Raw genomic sequence first — 15,691 nt, forward strand, 5'->3', positions numbered from 1 at the left:
AAAGGATCAGCATGGAAACTAGCAAATCAGCCCGATCGGGTTTGGCGCTCATCACGGGAGCCTCATCAGGAATAGGACGGGAACTCGCCCTACTGGCAGCGCGCCACGGTTACGACCTCGTTGTGACCGGCCGAAGCGGCGCCCTCAGGGATGTTGCGGAGGAATGCCGACGTTGCGGGTCGGACGTCTGGGCCGTTGAGGCTGACCTGGCGCAAAGCGAAGGGGTGGAAAACGTCTGGAAGACCGTCATGGCCACGAATCGCCCCCTTGACGTAGCGATCCTCAATGCGGGCCGATCAATCGGCGGATCCTTCCTCGACACAGACCTGAACGATGAGCTTGACCTGATCGGGCTAAACGTCACATCGGTGGTCCATCTGGCAAAGCACGTCTCGCGGCACATGGCCAACCAGCGGCAAGGAAAGATCCTGATCACGTCCTCTCTGTCGGCCACCCTCCCCACACCCTATGAGACTGTCTACGGGCCATCCAGGGCCTTTGTTTACATGTTTGCGCAAAGCCTCCGGCAGGAGCTCAGGGAGCACAACGTTACCGTCACAGCACTCCTGCCCGGCGCCACCGACACCGAATTCCACCACCGTGCCGGAATGGACAACACAGCCTTCGGAAAGGGCGCAGCAAAGAATTCCCGTGTCGAAGTTGCACGACAGGGCTTCGCCGCCATGATCTCCGGCCGTGACCACGTCGTAGGCGGAAACCTGAAAACCAAGCTTGTCGCGATCAAACACCGCTTCCTGCCGGAACCATATAAAGCAGTGCGTCATGCTGAGAAAGCACGCCCCCGAAGCTGATCGCCCAATCCCTCTCCAAGACGAGCGTTCAAGATCCAGCAGCGGCACAAATCGGGTGGCAGGACCATTTGTCCTGCCACCCGCTTTGCGCGTGCGTCGAGCTGCGAGCACTTCACATCTACATGTGCTCTGAATCAAACCCTACGATCAGCCTGGCGAGGTATTCCGGGTTTTCTTCCGGTACCCAATGCCCCGCGCGTGGGACGAGCTCGCCTCTGACGTCGTGGGAGATTTCCTCCATCATGGGAGCGTAGTTCCGGGCCAGACTTTGCTCTGCGCCGCCGGTGGCCAGGACGGGCGTGCTGATCTTGCCGTTTTCTGCGATGTCGGCCCGATGTATTTCGACGTCGCGTTCGAAGGCGCCGTACGCCTCGAATAGTGCCCTCATAGCACCGGGGGCTTCAAAGGAGCGGGCGTAGTGCTCCAGGTCCTCCGGGCTGATGGCGTCCGGGTCATAGCAGAGGTCTTGGAAGAAGCGGTTGATGTACCACTTTTCGCGGCCATGAGTGAGGTGAACGGCGATGTCTGTTGCCGCGTGAAAGTCGAAATGCCACGCGGACTTGGCGTTCTTGCGCTCATCAAAGTAGCTCGTCCCGGGAAGCGGAGCCTCCATGGTGGTCAGCGTACGCACGTCCTCCCGGTAGCGCAGCGCGTAGGCGGAAGCCACCATCGAGCCGATATCGTGTCCGACGACTGCGACGGGCCCGTTGACGTGGAGGTGCTCGTGGAGCAGCTTGTGCAGGTCCTCTGCCATCGTCCACTTCTCATAGCCGCCCGCAGGTTTGGAGGATCCTCCTGCTCCGCGGTAATCGGGGATGACCAGCCGGTAGCCTGCCTGGATCAATGGCCTGATCATACGGCGCCAGGCGTACCAGGTCTGCGGCGCTCCGTGAATGAGCAGGATGGTTTTGTCGCCGTGACCGGCCGTCACATAGTGAATCCGGACGTTGTCTTCGCTGCTGATCCACGCCTTGTGGTGTGCGAGGTTGATGTCTTCGGCAAAGCTGTACATGTTTCTGTCGGCTTTCGGCTGGTAGAGGGCAGCACGGAACACCCCGACACAGCGGGCGCCCGCGCCGGAGGAGCAGTTGTTTAGCCTGCGTCCTGAAGTTCGACCTCGACCAGATCGCCTACGTAGCGGGAGCAGAAGTCGTTCATGTGGTCGCGCAGCGCAGTCACGGCCTCTTCCTCCACGCCGGATTCGATGGCTTCCACAATCTGGATGTGCTCGTCAAAGCGCATGCGCCCGCTGGCTTTGTCCGGTCCCGCTGCGATGATCATCATCTCGATCTGGCCTATCAGGTTCCGCCAGGAGGCAAGAAGTGTGGGGTTTCCAGCGAGTGCACAGAGCTGTTCGTGAAACTTCAGGTCAAGTTCCAGTTGTTGCGCGAACTCGAGACCCGGCTCACGCAGTGGCTCAAGACACCGTCTGAGCTCAGCGGTCAGGTCCTCGCGCTGGGCGCTGGCGACGATTCTCTTCGCCGCAAGCGTCTCCAGCGTTGAGCGCACTTCGAACACGTCGAGAATTTCCTGGGACGTCAGTTCCCGGACACGCATGTGGCGTTTACCGTCATCGACAATGAGGCCTTCGATTTCGAGGGGTCGAAGGGCCTCGCGCAGCGTCCCGCGGCTGACCCCCATTTCCTCGCTGAGGTGTATTTCCTTGAGGTGCTCCCCGGGTTTGATGGCGCCGGAAATGATCTGGTCGCGCACGTGTTGTGTGCAGCGTTCCCTCAGGGTTCTCTTGTCAAAGGCGGAAATCGTGGACATCAGGCACCTTCGTCAGTCATTAATTGTTGACATTTATCATAGCCGCTCTCTCAGGGGCAGTCCCGCGTGGCGGGACCGCCCCTGCCAGTCAAGGCCTGGCAGCCTTTCCTTGGCGGGCTGCCTTGTATGTCTCGGTCAGGAATCGGTTCAGGAATCCGGCCCTCTTGGTGGCCCAGTCGCCGCCGACTACCTGGTCTTTGCCTTTCATCATCGCCTCGTAGCCCTGCTTGGCAACCATGACCCGGTCGTTCTTCTTCATCCGCCCGATGTCCGTGTTGCCCATTCCTGCCCTGGCATGGAAGTCACTGTCGGTTGCTCCGGGGAGCAGGGCGGTGACGCTGACACCTTCGCTCTTGAGCTCCTCGCGGAGTGATTCTGCGAAGGAGAAGACAAAAGCACGGCTGGGGCCATAGACAGTCTCGTAAGGCGTGGGCTGGGTGGCTGAGATGGAGGAGGTGAAGAGTATGCGGCCGGAACGGTTTGCTTGCATGTGCGTGACGACTCTCTTGGCGAGATGCACTACCGAGGTGACGTTCACGTCGATGAGCTTGAGCTCCTCCTCGAGGTCAGTACCCCAGAATGGGGCACCGCCGATGCCGATGCCGGCATTGATGACGGCGACGGCGATGGGACGCCCGAGGGCAGCTGATTCTTTCCAGAATCGTTCGACCTCTTCAAACCTGCTCAGGTCGGCCTGAACCGGGGTGACTTCGACCCCGTACTTCCTGAAGTCTTCAGCGGCTTGGAAGATCCTGTCGCTTCTTCCGGTCGCTACGAGGTCGTGCCCGTGCTGTGCCAGTTGAAGGGCCAGTTGGTAGCCGATGCCGTTTGAGGCGCCCGTGATGATGGCAAGCGGGTTGGTTGATGCTGTTGTGTTCATGATCTCTCTCTGGTTTTGCAGCGCATCCTTGGGGTTGAGGACGCGCCTTAGCGTGTGACCTCGGTGCGCCAGGTGTGCTTTGGTTCGTAGCCAAGCATTCTGCGGGCCTTGTCAATCGACAGCAAAGTGTCGTTGGGTCCGTCAGGCGCGGTGTAAGGAACGCCGGGATAGAACTCGGCGACAAGTTCGGAGTTGGGCCGGGACATGACGGTGTCGGCGTTGGCGATGATGAACGCTCCGAACCCAGTCCCGGAATATTCGAGCGACTTGCGGACGGCCTGGGCAGCGTCGCGGGCGTCAACGTAGCTCCAAAGGTTGAATTTGCGCACTTCCGGGGTGTCGTCGAAGGCAGGGAAAGGTGCGTAATCGGGGACATCCATCACGTGGGAAAAGCGCAGGGCGATCATCTTCAGTGCCGGGTCACGCCCTGTCAGCACGCCGGCCATTTGCTCTTCCAGGAACTTGCCCAGAGAGTATGTCGTTTCGGGTCGTGCGACTTCTTCGTCCAGAGGGATGTATGGCGGCTTGCGGTCAAAAGGCAGCCCCAGAACTGATTCACTGGAAGCCCAGACGATGTTCGTGATGCCGGCGTGGCGGGCGGCGGCAAAGACGTTATAGGTGGACATGAAGTTGTTTCCGAACGTCGCCGCGTTGGGGCGCAGCCCGGGACGCGGAATGGCTGCCAGATGGACAACCGCGTCCACGCCTGAGTATTGCTCATCGATGCCGAGCATCGACTCCAATGTCTGTCCGAAATCGGTGAAATCAACTTGGATGAACGGGGCCGGGGAGTCGGAGCGAGGTGGGACGTGGTCGAGGTTGATGACCTCCCACCCGTTTTCGGCCAGGTCCTGCACCACGGCGCGGCCTAGTTTTCCGCTGCCGCCTGTGACAATCACGCGTGTCATGGGATTTGTCCTGTTCTTGTTGTGCGGGAAGCGCCCGGTCCGTTGCCCGGACCGGGCGCTGCTGCTTCTACTTGCAGCCCGGGTTCTTCTTGCAGGCGTCCACGATGTCCGACGGTGCGGGGGCATCGAAGACGATCTTGAAGGAGTCGGTGAGGTTGGACTTGGTCACGGCCAGGGCAGGGGCCGCGATGTAGGAGGGGGTGCTTTCACCGATAAGTGCCAGCATCATGGCGTTGGCTTCAGCCTTGGCCTGATCCGTCAGCCTCTGGGCTCCCACGCCTACGATGTCTGCGCCCTGCGCAATTTCCGCAGTGAGCTGCTGGCCCAGATCGATTGTCGCCACGGGAATGTTTGCGCCCTGGCCGCGAAGGGCACTGATCACTTCAAGGGCCGGCGCGTCCCAGACGACCCACAGTCCTTTGATGTCCGGGTTCGCGGTGACGAAGTCCCCGCCGACTTGTCCGGCCTTGGCCGGGTCGCTGAACGCCGTCTCCTTGATTTTGATGTCGGGGCGGTTCTTGGCCAGCCATTCCTTGGCGCCTTTGGTACGTTCGTTGGTGGCGAAGATATCGTTGCCGAAGTTCACCATGCCCATCGTGCCGTCCTTGGGGATCCTGGAAGCAAGCATTTCAGCCGCCACCTGTCCGTTGCCCTTGCCGTCTGCCTGTACCGAGGCCTGGTAGTCGGTCGGGTACTTCAGGCCCTTCGGTACTTGGTCGATCATGACAAGCTTCATCCCTGACTGGCCCACCTTGGAAAACGCTGCGGCGGTGGCGACGTCGTCGACGGGAACGCCAAGGATTCCGTTGGGTTTTTGCTGGATCAGGTTTTCGAGGTCGCCGATCTGCTTCTCTGCTTTCCACTGGGCATCGGTGATTCCGATGACCTGCACGCCGTTTTCTTCGAACGTCTTTTTCAGGACCGTGGTCTGTACTTTGGCGAAATCGATGTCCATGGTCTGCATCGAGATCCCGACCTTGAATTTGCCGGCGCGGACTTTAGCTGTCTGCTCAGCGGTGAGCTTCACATCGGAAGTAAGTGCGGGCTTTTCACCGTTGGGGCCCAACCCGATCAGGCTTTTGGGTTCGACGGCCTTCGGGTCAATGGTGGCGGAGTTGTCGGTGGTGGATGCTGTCCCGGAGGAACATCCTGCAAGTAGTGCGGCGCTGAGGATGGCAGCTGCTGCTGCCTTTGATGTCTTCCACGTCTTCATGGAGGGCTCCTTGATGGTTGGTTGGGGTTGCAAACGTTGGTGGGGTGTTGCTGGCTTATTTGCGGCGGCTGAAGGCGACGGCCGCGATGATGATCGCGCCCTTCACAACCAGCTGCGCCTGGGAGCTGACGCCCATAAGGGTCAGCCCGTTGTTCAGGACGCCGATCATGAGGCTTCCGAGAAGTGTTCCGAGGATGGCTCCGCGTCCGCCGAAAAGGCTGGTTCCGCCGAGGATTACTGCGGCGATAACGTCCAGCTCAAGTCCTGCTGCGATGTCGGGGCGTGCGGCGTGGGCGCGGGCGGTGAGGATCAGGCCCGCGAGTCCGGCGAGGGCGCCTGTGATCACAAAGGCAACGGTTTTCGCACGGCGTGTGTTGATGCCGGAGTAGCGAGCCGCTGTGGCGTTGCCGCCGGTGGCGAAGACCTTGCGTCCGAAGGTGGAAAAATGCAGCAGGTACGCGCCAATACCGAGCACCAGAAGTGTGATGAAGATCGGGGCCGGTATGCCGAGGATCGCCCCCTCACCGAACGTGTCCCAGAAGGCGATGGTGTTGACCACAACGGGGGTCGTTCCCGTCAGCATCAAGGCGATGCCGCGTCCGATACCGAGCATGCCGAGAGTCACAAGGAAGGATGGTATGGACAGCCTGGTGGTCAACAGCCCATTCACCAGGCCCACCACCGCTCCTGTGGCGAGGCCTGCGACTGTACCGATGAGCCAGTTGCCACCGGACTGCTGGATCGCCATCGCAGCGCTCATGCCGGACAGTGCCAGTGTGGAGGCGACTGAGAGATCGATTTCTCCGGCGATGATCACGAACGTCATCCCGACGGCGATAATGGTGACCAGTGCGGTTTGTCGACCGATGTTCAGGAAGTTTGACGACGAGAAGAACACCGGAGAGGCCAGGCTGAAGGCTACGATCAGCACAGCGAAGGCCGCGTAGAGAACATACGGCCGGTCGCCCCTGATGAGATTCTTGAGGGTCCTAGTGCTGGGAAGATCGGCACCGGCCTTCGTGGAGGCTTGTGCGGTCTGGCTCATGATGGTGCTCCTGGCTGGCTGGGGTTTGACGTGTGGACGAGGTGGTGGAGGGCTTCTTCGGAGGCCACTTCGTCGCGGTGGATGGTCCTGATCGTGCGGCCGTTCCGGACGATGGTGATGCGTTCGCACAGCAGAAGCAGTTCGGAAAGGTCCGACGAGACCACTAGCACTCCGGTGCCGGCCGCTGCGGCCTGACGGATGACGCCGTAGATCTCTTCCCGGGCCCCGACATCGACCCCGACGGTAGGCTCGTCCAGAAGGAGCAGTTCACATCGCGGCTCCCTCCACTTGCCGAAGACGACCTTTTGCTGGTTGCCGCCGGAAAGTGTCCCGACAACCGTTTTGCGGTTTTGCGCCTTGATCGAAAGCTCTTTCATCGCGGCGTGAGAGCGTTCGGCCGCACCTTTCCGGTTGAAGAAGCCCAGCCGGGTCAAAGGCTTCAGGCGGGGCAAAGCGATGTTCTGCTCGATCGAGTCCCCAAGCACAAGCCCCTGTTCATGCCTGTCCTCGGGCACAAGACCGACGCCGGCGCGGATTGCGTCCACCGGGCCCGAAGGTTTGTAGGGACGTCCGTTGAGCTGCAGCTGGCCCTGCCTGGGGCGGCGGAGTCCGAATACGGTCTCCAGGATTTCCGTTCTTCCGCTGCCGATGACCCCGGCCAGGCCCATGATTTCCCCGGGCATGACTTCGAGGTCCACGCCGTGCAGCCGCGGGTCGGCGATGCCTGACATCCGAAGGGCCGGCGGTGTACCGGTATCGTTTTGTGACCGGACGTGCCGCAGCCCGTGTCCCTGGACCGCCTCAACAAGCTCGGCCGCCATGGTCCTGGGACCAATGATGTGACTGACCAGCGTTTTCATGTCCATTTCCGCCGTCGGGTATGTTCCGACCCGGAGTCCATCGCGGAAGACGGTGACACGCTGGGACAATTTGAAGACCTCGCCGAGGCGGTGCGTCACATAAACGACGCCCACACCGCGCGCCGTTACCTTGCGCACAGCGTCAAACAGCACTTCCTCTTCACCCTCGCTCAACGCCGAGGTCGGCTCATCAAGGACCAGCACCCGCACGTTGCTGAGCAGTGCCTTGGCAATCTCAGTCATCTGCCGGTATGCGAAGGGCAGGTCAGCGACAACGGCCTTCGGGTCAAGCGGGAAGCCGTACTCGGCCAGGAATTCCTTGGTGCGCCTGATGATCTCCGACTTCTTCACGGCGCCCAGGGCATTGTGTGGCTCTCGGCCAAGGAACAGGTTTGCCGCGACGGTCAGGGAAGGGACGAGGCTCAGTTCCTGATAAACCACGGCCAGTCCAGCTGCTCTGGACTCGGCGGGCGATCGGAACGATTTTTCCTCTCCAAAGATCTTCAGAACTCCCGAGTCGGAGCTCTCGACCCCCGCAAGGATCTTGATGAGCGTTGATTTGCCTGCTCCGTTTTCGCCGAGCAATGCATGCACCTCGCCTGGTGCGAGTTCGAAGTCAACGCCTCTCAAAGCACGGACGGCCCCATAGGTCTTGCGGAGATCGGTGACCTCCACCAGGCGATCCTTCGGAATTGCCTCGGCTGGTGCCGCGACGGGTTTTGGGGGTCCAGCTGACTGGGCGGCCCGAGGGGTGGTGCTGTTGTTCACGGTGTGTTGCTCCTCAAGGGGCGTCGTCGTTGTCGCACTGAGCGCTATGTCGGATCGATCCTAGTGACCCGAATCACGAGCCGTCAATAGTTTGTCTAACAAAAATTTGTAGAACAGATAATCTGTTGACAGATATTTGTCCTACAAAGTACGGTGTGTTGAGCAACACGCCTTGATCGGTCAAGGCCAATTCAGGGCCAGCTGTGCCAGGGCGCCGAGAGCACCTCCAACCGTGATTGCTCCATCGCGGGCGCATTCCCCTGGCGGCCAGCCCCCAAGGGCAGCGAGCCCACAATCGCTTAGACACAGGCAAGAAGCACAAGGAAGTGAGCAATGGACGTGAGCGCAGACGCTCGGACCCAAGGACCAATCGCCTTGGCATGTTCCACAATCTGTTTTCGCAACGAAGATCTATTTGACGCGCTGGAACGCACAAAGCAGCAGGGATTCGACGCCATCGACCTAGGCGCTCTTCAGGGGCTTTGCGAGCATGTCCCCCTTTTCGGGACGCCCGATGAGTTGAAGGAAGCGAGCCGCACCGTCGTGGCGTCGGGGCTGAGGGTGCTCAGCGTCAATGCCGACCCCGGCTCTTTCAATGACGGCACATCTCCGTTTGAAGTCCTTGACCGGATTGAGTCGCTGGCCGTTTTCTGCGCAGAGACCTCCGCCCCTTTGCTCCTTCTGCCATGCGGCGCCCCAGAACGGGATGACATTCCCTACCGCCACCAACTGGAAGCGGTCGCTTCGGGCATTAACGCCGCGGCCGCAAGCGCTGCCCGGTACGGCGTGCGCGTCGCCGTGGAAGCTCCCCACCATTACCGGCTGGTGAATACGCTCGACCGGGTCCGTGAACTCCTCCCCCTGTTGGACCCCGAAGTGGGACTGGTCTACGACGTATCGCACGTCCGTGCCGCCGGAGAGGACGCCGCCGCTTCCTACGCGGAGTTCGCTTCTCGAGTGGTGCATGTCCATCTGCGCGACGCCGAGACCGGAAACATCCGCAAGGTGCTGGGTTCCGGTGACGTGGACTTCGAAGCGTTCCATGAAGCCTCCCAGCGGGCCGGCTACACCGGCCGCTATGTCCTGGAACTGGAAACCCACGACAGCCCGTTCGCCACGAAGACCGAGGAAGTAGCGGACGCCCTCAACCGACTCGATCACGTGTTCCGTTCTCCAGCAAAGGCAATGAAATGAGCAGATTTCTCAACGACCCCGATGACGCTGTGACCGAAATGCTCGAGGGTTTCCTTCTGGCCCACCCCGAACTCGAACGACACGGATCAAGCCGTGTCGTCACCACAGCCACGCCGCCGGCCGGCCGGGTGGCAATCGTCACCGGCGGCGGCTCGGGGCACAAGCCGGCCTTCATCGGCTACCTCGGGGAAGGAATGTTTGACGCGGTCGTTTGTGGCGACGTCTTCGCCTCTCCGCCGGTGGGCAGCGTTCTCGAGGCGATCCGGACGGTCAACACGGGTCAAGGGGTCCTGCTTCTGCTGGGCAACTACTCGGGCGATGTCATGAATTTCGAAATGGCGGCGGACATGGCCAGGGACGAAGGCATCGAGGTGGAAATGGCCGTCGCCACTGACGACCTCGGAGCCGGTTCCAATGTCCGCCCCGACCAGCGACGCGGGGTCAGCGGCCAGTTCCTTATCTGGAAAACGGTGGGTGCAGCCGCTCGCCAGGGTGCATCGCTCACCGAACTCAAACAGCTCGCACAAGACGTGAACGCCGCAACCCGCACCATGGGAGTCTCCCTGAACGGCTGCACTCTCCCCGGCAGCACAAAGCCCACCTTCAGCATTGAAGAAGGGCAAATGGAGATAGGCGTCGGACACCACGGCGAACGGGGACGCTCAACCGAACCCCTCGTGCCGGTCGACGACATCGTCAACAGGCTGGTTGAGGAAATCAACCAGGAGCTGCAACTCGGCCAAGGCGACCGCGCCGCCGTCGTCATCAACGGCCTAGGCGGGACACCCATGCTGGAGCTCTATGTCGCGTACCGGCGCGTAGCGCTCCTACTGCGCGAGCGTGGAGTCAGCCTCGACGTGAACTTCGTCGGCGAATACTTCACAGCGCTCGGGATGCACGGGTTCTCAATCACACTCATGAAACTCGATGACCGGACCTTTGACCTACTCAACGAGCCGGCACGTACCCCGCACTTCACCCAGACCAAGCCCCAAAATTAGGAGACACCCATGTCCTGGGACCTCAAAGAAGCACTGCTCCACGCCAGCCGTCAGGTCCAGAGCGCACGCGATCAGCTCAGCGACCTCGATGCCGCGCTCGGAGACGGCGACCACGGCACCTCAATGGCCCGCAGCTTCGCGGCCGTCGAGCAGCAGCTGACAGCCATGGAAGGCAATGAACCTGCGGACCTGCTCGAACTCGTGGGCAACACCGTCCTCAACGCAGTTGGCGGTGCCATGGGTCCCCTCTTCGGCTCCGCATTCCTCTCGTCCGGCGTCGCGCTGCGAAATTCCGACCCGGCGCTGAGCAGCGCCGAACGCACCGCTGCCGCTATTGCTGCAGCAGCCGACGCGATCCAGCGCCGCGGCAAAGCCGCCGTCGGCGACAAGACCATGGTGGACGCCATCGTCCCGGCCGCCGAGGCAGCAGCTGCGGCAGCGAAAGAGGCAGACGCCAGTTCCGCCACCGTTCTGCGTGCCGCCGCCGAGGCCGCCGCCGCCGGAACCGAGCGAACCAAAGAGCTCGTGGCACGCATCGGCAGGGCCAGCCGCCTCGGAGAACGAACCCTTGGCCACCAGGATCCCGGGGCAACCTCCGTGACCCTTGTTCTGGAAAGCCTCGCAGCCTCGGCCGGCGCCCCCGTCGGCCACCCCGTACTCGCACTCGACTGACCTACTCAGGAGACATCACCATGAGCAAAAAGACCCGCATCGTCCTAGGTGCCGACGAGGCTGCCTTCGAGCTGAAGGAAAAAATCAAACACCACCTGCAGAGCGAACACGGGGACGAACTCGAAGTCATGGACTTCGGCATCTTCGACACAGCCCCGGTCGACTATCCGGACATCGCGGAAAAGGTCGCCCTCGCCATCGCAAACGGCGAGGCCGACCGCGGCATCCTCATGTGCGGAACGGGCATCGGGATGGCAATCACTGCAAACAAGGTCCCGGGAATCCGGGCCGCGCAAGTCCATGACCACTACTCCGCAGAACGGGCTAGCAAGAGCAACGATGCGCACATCATCACGATCGGCGCGCGAGTAGTGGGAGTGGAATTGGCTAAGTCCATCGCCGATGCCTGGCTGCGCAGCGAATTCACCGGCGGACCGTCGGAGAACAAGATCCGAAAAATCAGCTCAGTCGAGCAGCGCTACACCGGACACACCGCGGAGGGGACCCAGTGAACGTTTCATTCATCGGAGTCGGCGCTATCGGACTACCCATGGCCAAGAGGCTGATCCCGCACTTCAACGTCACGGTCTTTGACCCGGCAGCCGACCGCGTCAAGGAACTGACGGAGCTGGGAGCCACCTCGGCCGAATCAGCCTCCAAGGCAGCCGCCGCCTCCGAAACAGTTATCGTCATGGTGGCCACGCCCGCCCAACTGGAACAGGCGGTCTTCGGGCCCGATGGTGCAGCCGACGGATTCAAGATCGGCGCTACAGCCATCATCATGAGCTCCGTAGGTGTCGATTCCGTAACCTCGGTTGCGGAAAGGCTGAAAGGTCAGCACGTGCAGGTCGTGGACGCCCCCGTCACTGGCGGTGTCGTACGCGCCGTCACCGGAGAACTCACCATCCTCACCTCCGGTGACGAAAAGGACATCGAAAAGGTCCGGCCCGTCCTTCAGCACCTGGGAACGAACCTGGCCCACAGTGGCGACCGCGTCGGTGATGGCCAGGCAGTCAAGCTCGTCAACCAGCTCCTCTGCTCCGTGCACCTGGCCGTCGCGGGCGAGGCCCTCAACTTCGCCAAACTGCTTGGGCTCGATCCCGAAGCAGTACTCAAAACCGTGGGTGCGGGAGCCGCGTCCTCGTTCATGCTCAATGACCGCGGCCCTCGAATGCTCAGCGCCGAAGAGCCCCCTGTCCTCAGCGCCATCGACATTTTCGTCAAGGACTCGACCCTGGTGAAAGAGGCCGCATCGCGTGTGGGGGCGGATGTCCCCCTGCTCGATGAGGCGAACGCCAGGTTCCAGGCTGTGTCCGCTGCCGGTTTCGGACGGGTCGATGATTCGGCCGTCATCCGGGCGTTTGAGGCCTGATTCGCCAAACCTCAAAGCCGCCCTCGGGCGGCCTCGACAAAGTATGAATCCTCCATGAGTATCTATGTAAAGAAGAGGACAAAGATGTCTACCACCAATCCCACAGTGCCAGGTCATCGATCGGCGCAAGTCCCGAACGCCCGGTGGTGGCGCGTAGGCGGTCTATTGCTGATCTCCTACCTTGTTGCGTATATCGACCGCACCAACATGTCCATTGCTGCCCCCGCCATGTCCAAGGAACTCGGACTGGACGCCTCAGCAATGGGTGTGCTGCTCTCGGCGTTCTTCTGGGGCTACGTCGTAAGCCTCGCTCTCGCAGGCCTCGTCGTGACCCGACTGGGTGCCAAACGGTCCATGGTCATTGCCCTGATCGTGTTTGGTCTGGCCTCCGCTGCGACCGGCCTGACGCACGATTTCACCCAGCTCATCATCGTCCGAGTAATCCTCGGACTTGGCGAAGGCCTAGTTTTCCCGGCGATCACGATCTTCCTGGTCAAGTGGTTCCCCTCCTGGGAACGCGGTCGCGCATCGGGCCTATCGTTGCTGGCCATCCCGATATCCGCAATCATCATGGCTCCCATGGGCGGTTGGCTTATTGGAGCCTGGGACTACCGTGGCATGTTCATCGTCCAGGGTGTTCCGCCGGTGGTGATCGCATTCCTTGTCCTCTTTCTTATCAAGGATGACCCGGCCAAGGACCAGCGCCTTAGTGATGCCGAACGCAACTTCATCCTCGAAAACCGGGCATCCGGCGAAAAAGAACAGGGCGGGGCCTGGCGCGATGTCTACCTGAACCCGCGGATCTGGCTGATCTCCATCACCTACCTGCTGTGGCTTACCGGCCTTTACGGATTCAATCAGTGGCTGCCCACCATCCTGACGGAAGCATCCAAGCAAGGCATCCAGGCCGTCGGGTGGCTCACCACCATTCCGTTCGTGTTCGCCGCTGTCGGCATGTACTTCGCTTCCCGGCAGTCCGACAAACACGACGGCCGCCGTACCCCGTTTATCGCGATTCCCATCGCAGTGAGCGGACTGGCGCTGCTGGGACAACATTTCGTCCCCGGAAACCTGGCTGTGGACATCGTGTTCCTCAGCGTCGCCTGCGTCGGGCTGCACTCTGCCTTCGGCCCATGGTGGCCATGGGCGCTTGAAGGCGTACCCCGGAACCAGACCGGATTCGCATCCAGCTTCATTCTCTCGGTCGGAAACTTCGGCGGCATCATCGGCCCAATCCTCGTCGGCCTGCTCACCGGCGGCGGTGCCGTGTCCCAAGGCTTTTACGCCCTCGGATACGTTCTCCTCGGATCCGCAGTCCTTGCAGCCTTGGTCGCCATGAGGCGGAGGAAGCGCCTTGCGGCAGCTGAAGCCAGAGCCAGGGACGCTGCGGTCGCAGCAGCAATTTGAGGGAAACAACAGATTTTCGAAGTAGGAGCACTTAATATGACCGTCAACATCGAACACCACTACGCCCATCTCCGGGACCTTACGATGCACTACGTAACCGCAGGCAACGGCAAGCCGCTGGTACTGCTTCACGGTTACCCTCAGAGCTGGTACTGCTGGCGCCAAGTCATTGAACTGCTGCAGGACGACTATTACATCATCGCGCCTGATCTCCGCGGACTTGGCGACACGACCCGTCCATGGAACGGATACGACAAGAAGACCATCGCAGCAGACGTCTGGGAGCTACTCACCGAGCACCTCGGCATCGAACGCTTTGCCGTTGCCGGGCATGACTGGGGCGGTACCGTCGCCTTCGCACTTGCCGCCGACCACCAGGATGCCGTGACCCATTTGGCTGTCGTCGACGTCGCCATACCCGGCGACGGACAGCCCAACATCGGACAAGGTGGCCGGAGGTGGCACCACACCTTCCTGCAGACCCCGGACCTTCCCGAGGCGCTCATCGAAGGCAGGGAGCAGCACTACTTCGGCTGGTTCTTCACCAACTACGGCTACCGCCCGGACTGCATCACACCGGAAGCGGTTAGCGAGTACATGCGTAACCTCACGACGCCAGGTTCCCTTCGCGCAGGCTTCGCCTATTACCGCACTGTCAGACAGGACGTTCTCGACAACGAAGCAAGGCAAGGCAAAATCACCGTGCCTTCGCTCGCCGTTGGCGGCGCCAACGGCTGGGGACGAGGCCCGGAAGTCGCCAAGTCGCTGCGCATGATGGCCGAAACGGTCGACGAAGTCATTGTCGACGAATGCGGGCACTGGGTGCCCGAGGAACAGCCCGAAGCCCTCGCCAAGGCGTTCAAGGACTTCTTCGTTTAGCCGGACAAGCGAGTTAGTCGGCCGCCGCGGCCCCCGCAGACTCACAGCATGTGGAGGAGCGGCGCGTCCCATGACGCGGCAAAGAGGAAGGCGTGCTGTTTCAGGAGAGATCCATGGCAGCAAGCCTTCCTCTTTGCCGGAATCCGCCTGCCGCGGACGGAATGACTGCCCAGCGTCTGTGATGATCCCCCCGCCTGTGGGAAGGGTGTGTGGGGCGCCGGGATCCCGGCGTTAGGCGATAATTCGTTCAGCCTCGGAGCGCGAAAGGTGCATTTCCCAGTAAATCTTCGCAATTTCGTCTGCGCTCATGCTCGGATACCCGTCGGGTGCGTTATCGCCGATCATGAGGCCGACGGCGATGTGGGCTACGTAGACGCCGCTATCCACCAGCTGGCTACGGAGGTTAAGCGTCCAATTGCGGGCTGCAGCCTGCGCCGCATTGAGGGTTCCGAAGAAAGGGACCGGATCAATTGATCCAACTCCGGCTGTGATCAAGATCGTGCCCTGTCCAGCCTGCCGCATTGCGGGAAGGACTGACTGGACAGCAGCCACAGTGCCGAAGAGCAAAGAATCTACCGGCTCTCGCAGGTTTTCGACAGTGACGTCCAGCGGATTGACCATGAAGCCAGGACCAGCCGTGTATGGGGAGTATTCGAGGACCTGAATGCCCCCGAAGCGGCTGCTTGCGCTTGCCAAGGCATCTCGAAGCGCCAGGGAATCTGCGGTGTCCGCTGGGAAGCCTGCTGCTTCAATGCCTTCCCGGTTCAGGGCTTCAACCAGACCGTCAAGTTTTTGCGGGTTCCGGGCGATAAGGGCTGCACTGTATCCGTTTCGACCGAATTGTTTGGCTAGAGCGAGTCCGAGTCCCGGACCTGCCCCTACGATAGCGATGGTGGGCACAATATTCTCC

At 61.3% G+C, this 15,691-nt stretch carries 16 protein-coding genes; 8 read left to right on the forward strand and 8 right to left on the reverse strand.

The window, feature by feature from the left end; genetic code table 11:
* Positions 1-11 precede the first annotated feature (11 nt).
* Positions 12-812, forward strand: a complete 801-nt coding sequence (locus QRN51_RS04750; RefSeq protein ID WP_284988841.1) for an SDR family NAD(P)-dependent oxidoreductase — start codon at positions 12-14, stop codon at positions 810-812.
* Between the two features lie 118 nt (positions 813-930).
* Here the strand turns inward: QRN51_RS04750 and QRN51_RS04755 are convergent, their stop codons facing one another.
* The 7 genes from QRN51_RS04755 to QRN51_RS04785 form a co-directional block, all read right to left on the reverse strand.
* Complete coding sequence (locus tag QRN51_RS04755) at positions 931-1,824, reverse strand: alpha/beta fold hydrolase (protein ID WP_284988842.1); 894 nt, start codon at positions 1,822-1,824, stop codon at positions 931-933.
* Between the two features lie 80 nt (positions 1,825-1,904).
* A complete protein-coding gene (locus tag QRN51_RS04760; RefSeq protein WP_284988843.1) occupies positions 1,905-2,582 on the reverse strand; it encodes a GntR family transcriptional regulator in 678 nt (225 codons plus the stop codon).
* An 88-nt stretch (positions 2,583-2,670) separates the two neighbouring features.
* Positions 2,671-3,462, reverse strand: a complete 792-nt coding sequence (locus QRN51_RS04765; protein WP_284988844.1) for an SDR family NAD(P)-dependent oxidoreductase — start codon at positions 3,460-3,462, stop codon at positions 2,671-2,673.
* A gap of 47 nt (positions 3,463-3,509) precedes the next feature.
* On the reverse strand, positions 3,510-4,370 hold the full coding sequence (locus tag QRN51_RS04770; RefSeq protein WP_284988845.1) for an NAD-dependent epimerase/dehydratase family protein: 861 nt from the start codon (positions 4,368-4,370) through the stop codon (positions 3,510-3,512).
* A 67-nt stretch (positions 4,371-4,437) separates the two neighbouring features.
* Positions 4,438-5,583: a substrate-binding domain-containing protein gene (locus QRN51_RS04775; RefSeq protein ID WP_284988846.1), complete on the reverse strand. Its 1,146-nt coding sequence runs from the start codon at positions 5,581-5,583 to the stop codon at positions 4,438-4,440.
* 55 nt (positions 5,584-5,638) lie between these two features.
* A complete protein-coding gene (locus tag QRN51_RS04780) occupies positions 5,639-6,628 on the reverse strand; it encodes an ABC transporter permease (RefSeq protein WP_284988847.1) in 990 nt (329 codons plus the stop codon).
* Entirely contained in the window at positions 6,625-8,256 is a 1,632-nt protein-coding gene (locus tag QRN51_RS04785; RefSeq protein ID WP_284988848.1) for a sugar ABC transporter ATP-binding protein, read from the reverse strand. Before QRN51_RS04785 ends, QRN51_RS04780 begins: the two co-directional genes overlap by 4 nt.
* 333 nt (positions 8,257-8,589) lie before the next feature.
* Here QRN51_RS04785 and QRN51_RS04790 point away from each other — a divergent pair, with 333 nt between their 5' ends.
* The 7 genes from QRN51_RS04790 (at position 8,590) to QRN51_RS04820 (ending at position 14,781) form a co-directional block, all read left to right on the forward strand.
* The gene (locus QRN51_RS04790) at positions 8,590-9,450 is read left to right on the forward strand and encodes a sugar phosphate isomerase/epimerase family protein (RefSeq protein ID WP_284988849.1); all 861 of its coding nucleotides are present in this window, start codon (positions 8,590-8,592) and stop codon (positions 9,448-9,450) included.
* Positions 9,447-10,451, forward strand: coding sequence for a dihydroxyacetone kinase subunit DhaK (locus QRN51_RS04795; RefSeq protein ID WP_284988850.1), 1,005 nt, complete (start codon positions 9,447-9,449; stop codon positions 10,449-10,451). The genes QRN51_RS04790 and QRN51_RS04795 overlap by 4 nt, the downstream gene beginning before the upstream one ends.
* Before the next feature lie 9 nt (positions 10,452-10,460).
* Positions 10,461-11,123: a dihydroxyacetone kinase subunit DhaL gene (gene dhaL / locus QRN51_RS04800; RefSeq protein WP_284988851.1), complete on the forward strand. Its 663-nt coding sequence runs from the start codon at positions 10,461-10,463 to the stop codon at positions 11,121-11,123.
* 20 nt (positions 11,124-11,143) lie between these two features.
* Positions 11,144-11,635: a ribose 5-phosphate isomerase B gene (gene rpiB, locus QRN51_RS04805; protein ID WP_284988852.1), complete on the forward strand. Its 492-nt coding sequence runs from the start codon at positions 11,144-11,146 to the stop codon at positions 11,633-11,635.
* Positions 11,632-12,495 (forward strand): NAD(P)-dependent oxidoreductase, encoded by an 864-nt coding sequence (locus QRN51_RS04810; RefSeq protein ID WP_284988853.1) that lies wholly within the window; start codon positions 11,632-11,634, stop codon positions 12,493-12,495. The genes rpiB and QRN51_RS04810 overlap by 4 nt, the downstream gene beginning before the upstream one ends.
* Positions 12,496-12,579: 84 nt before the next feature.
* Positions 12,580-13,902 (forward strand): MFS transporter, encoded by a 1,323-nt coding sequence (locus QRN51_RS04815; RefSeq protein ID WP_284988854.1) that lies wholly within the window; start codon positions 12,580-12,582, stop codon positions 13,900-13,902.
* Positions 13,903-13,938: 36 nt separating this feature from the next.
* Positions 13,939-14,781, forward strand: a complete 843-nt coding sequence (locus QRN51_RS04820; RefSeq protein WP_284988855.1) for an alpha/beta fold hydrolase — start codon at positions 13,939-13,941, stop codon at positions 14,779-14,781.
* Between the two features lie 231 nt (positions 14,782-15,012).
* On the opposite strand, the gene QRN51_RS04825 is transcribed toward QRN51_RS04820, so the two are convergent.
* Entirely contained in the window at positions 15,013-15,681 is a 669-nt protein-coding gene (locus QRN51_RS04825) for an SDR family NAD(P)-dependent oxidoreductase (RefSeq protein ID WP_284988856.1), read from the reverse strand.
* Between the last annotated feature and the right edge of the window lie 10 nt (positions 15,682-15,691).

This window comes from Arthrobacter sp. efr-133-TYG-120, from assembly GCF_030209785.1.
Taxonomy (GTDB): Bacteria; Actinomycetota; Actinomycetes; order Actinomycetales; family Micrococcaceae; genus Arthrobacter.

Excerpts from the sequence above, each read along its gene's own strand:
- QRN51_RS04750 (WP_284988841.1), top strand. The coding sequence starts at position 12 with ATGGAAACTAGCAAATCAGCCCGATCGGGTTTGGCGCTCATCACGGGA.
- QRN51_RS04755 (WP_284988842.1), bottom strand. The coding sequence starts at position 1,824 with ATGTACAGCTTTGCCGAAGACATCAACCTCGCACACCACAAGGCGTGG.
- QRN51_RS04760 (WP_284988843.1), bottom strand. The coding sequence starts at position 2,582 with ATGTCCACGATTTCCGCCTTTGACAAGAGAACCCTGAGGGAACGCTGC.
- QRN51_RS04765 (WP_284988844.1), bottom strand. The coding sequence starts at position 3,462 with ATGAACACAACAGCATCAACCAACCCGCTTGCCATCATCACGGGCGCC.
- QRN51_RS04770 (WP_284988845.1), bottom strand. The coding sequence starts at position 4,370 with ATGACACGCGTGATTGTCACAGGCGGCAGCGGAAAACTAGGCCGCGCC.
- QRN51_RS04775 (WP_284988846.1), bottom strand. The coding sequence starts at position 5,583 with ATGAAGACGTGGAAGACATCAAAGGCAGCAGCAGCTGCCATCCTCAGC.
- QRN51_RS04780 (WP_284988847.1), bottom strand. The coding sequence starts at position 6,628 with ATGAGCCAGACCGCACAAGCCTCCACGAAGGCCGGTGCCGATCTTCCC.
- QRN51_RS04790 (WP_284988849.1), top strand. The coding sequence starts at position 8,590 with ATGGACGTGAGCGCAGACGCTCGGACCCAAGGACCAATCGCCTTGGCA.
- QRN51_RS04795 (WP_284988850.1), top strand. The coding sequence starts at position 9,447 with ATGAGCAGATTTCTCAACGACCCCGATGACGCTGTGACCGAAATGCTC.
- dhaL (WP_284988851.1), top strand. The coding sequence starts at position 10,461 with ATGTCCTGGGACCTCAAAGAAGCACTGCTCCACGCCAGCCGTCAGGTC.
- rpiB (WP_284988852.1), top strand. The coding sequence starts at position 11,144 with ATGAGCAAAAAGACCCGCATCGTCCTAGGTGCCGACGAGGCTGCCTTC.
- QRN51_RS04815 (WP_284988854.1), top strand. The coding sequence starts at position 12,580 with ATGTCTACCACCAATCCCACAGTGCCAGGTCATCGATCGGCGCAAGTC.
- QRN51_RS04820 (WP_284988855.1), top strand. The coding sequence starts at position 13,939 with ATGACCGTCAACATCGAACACCACTACGCCCATCTCCGGGACCTTACG.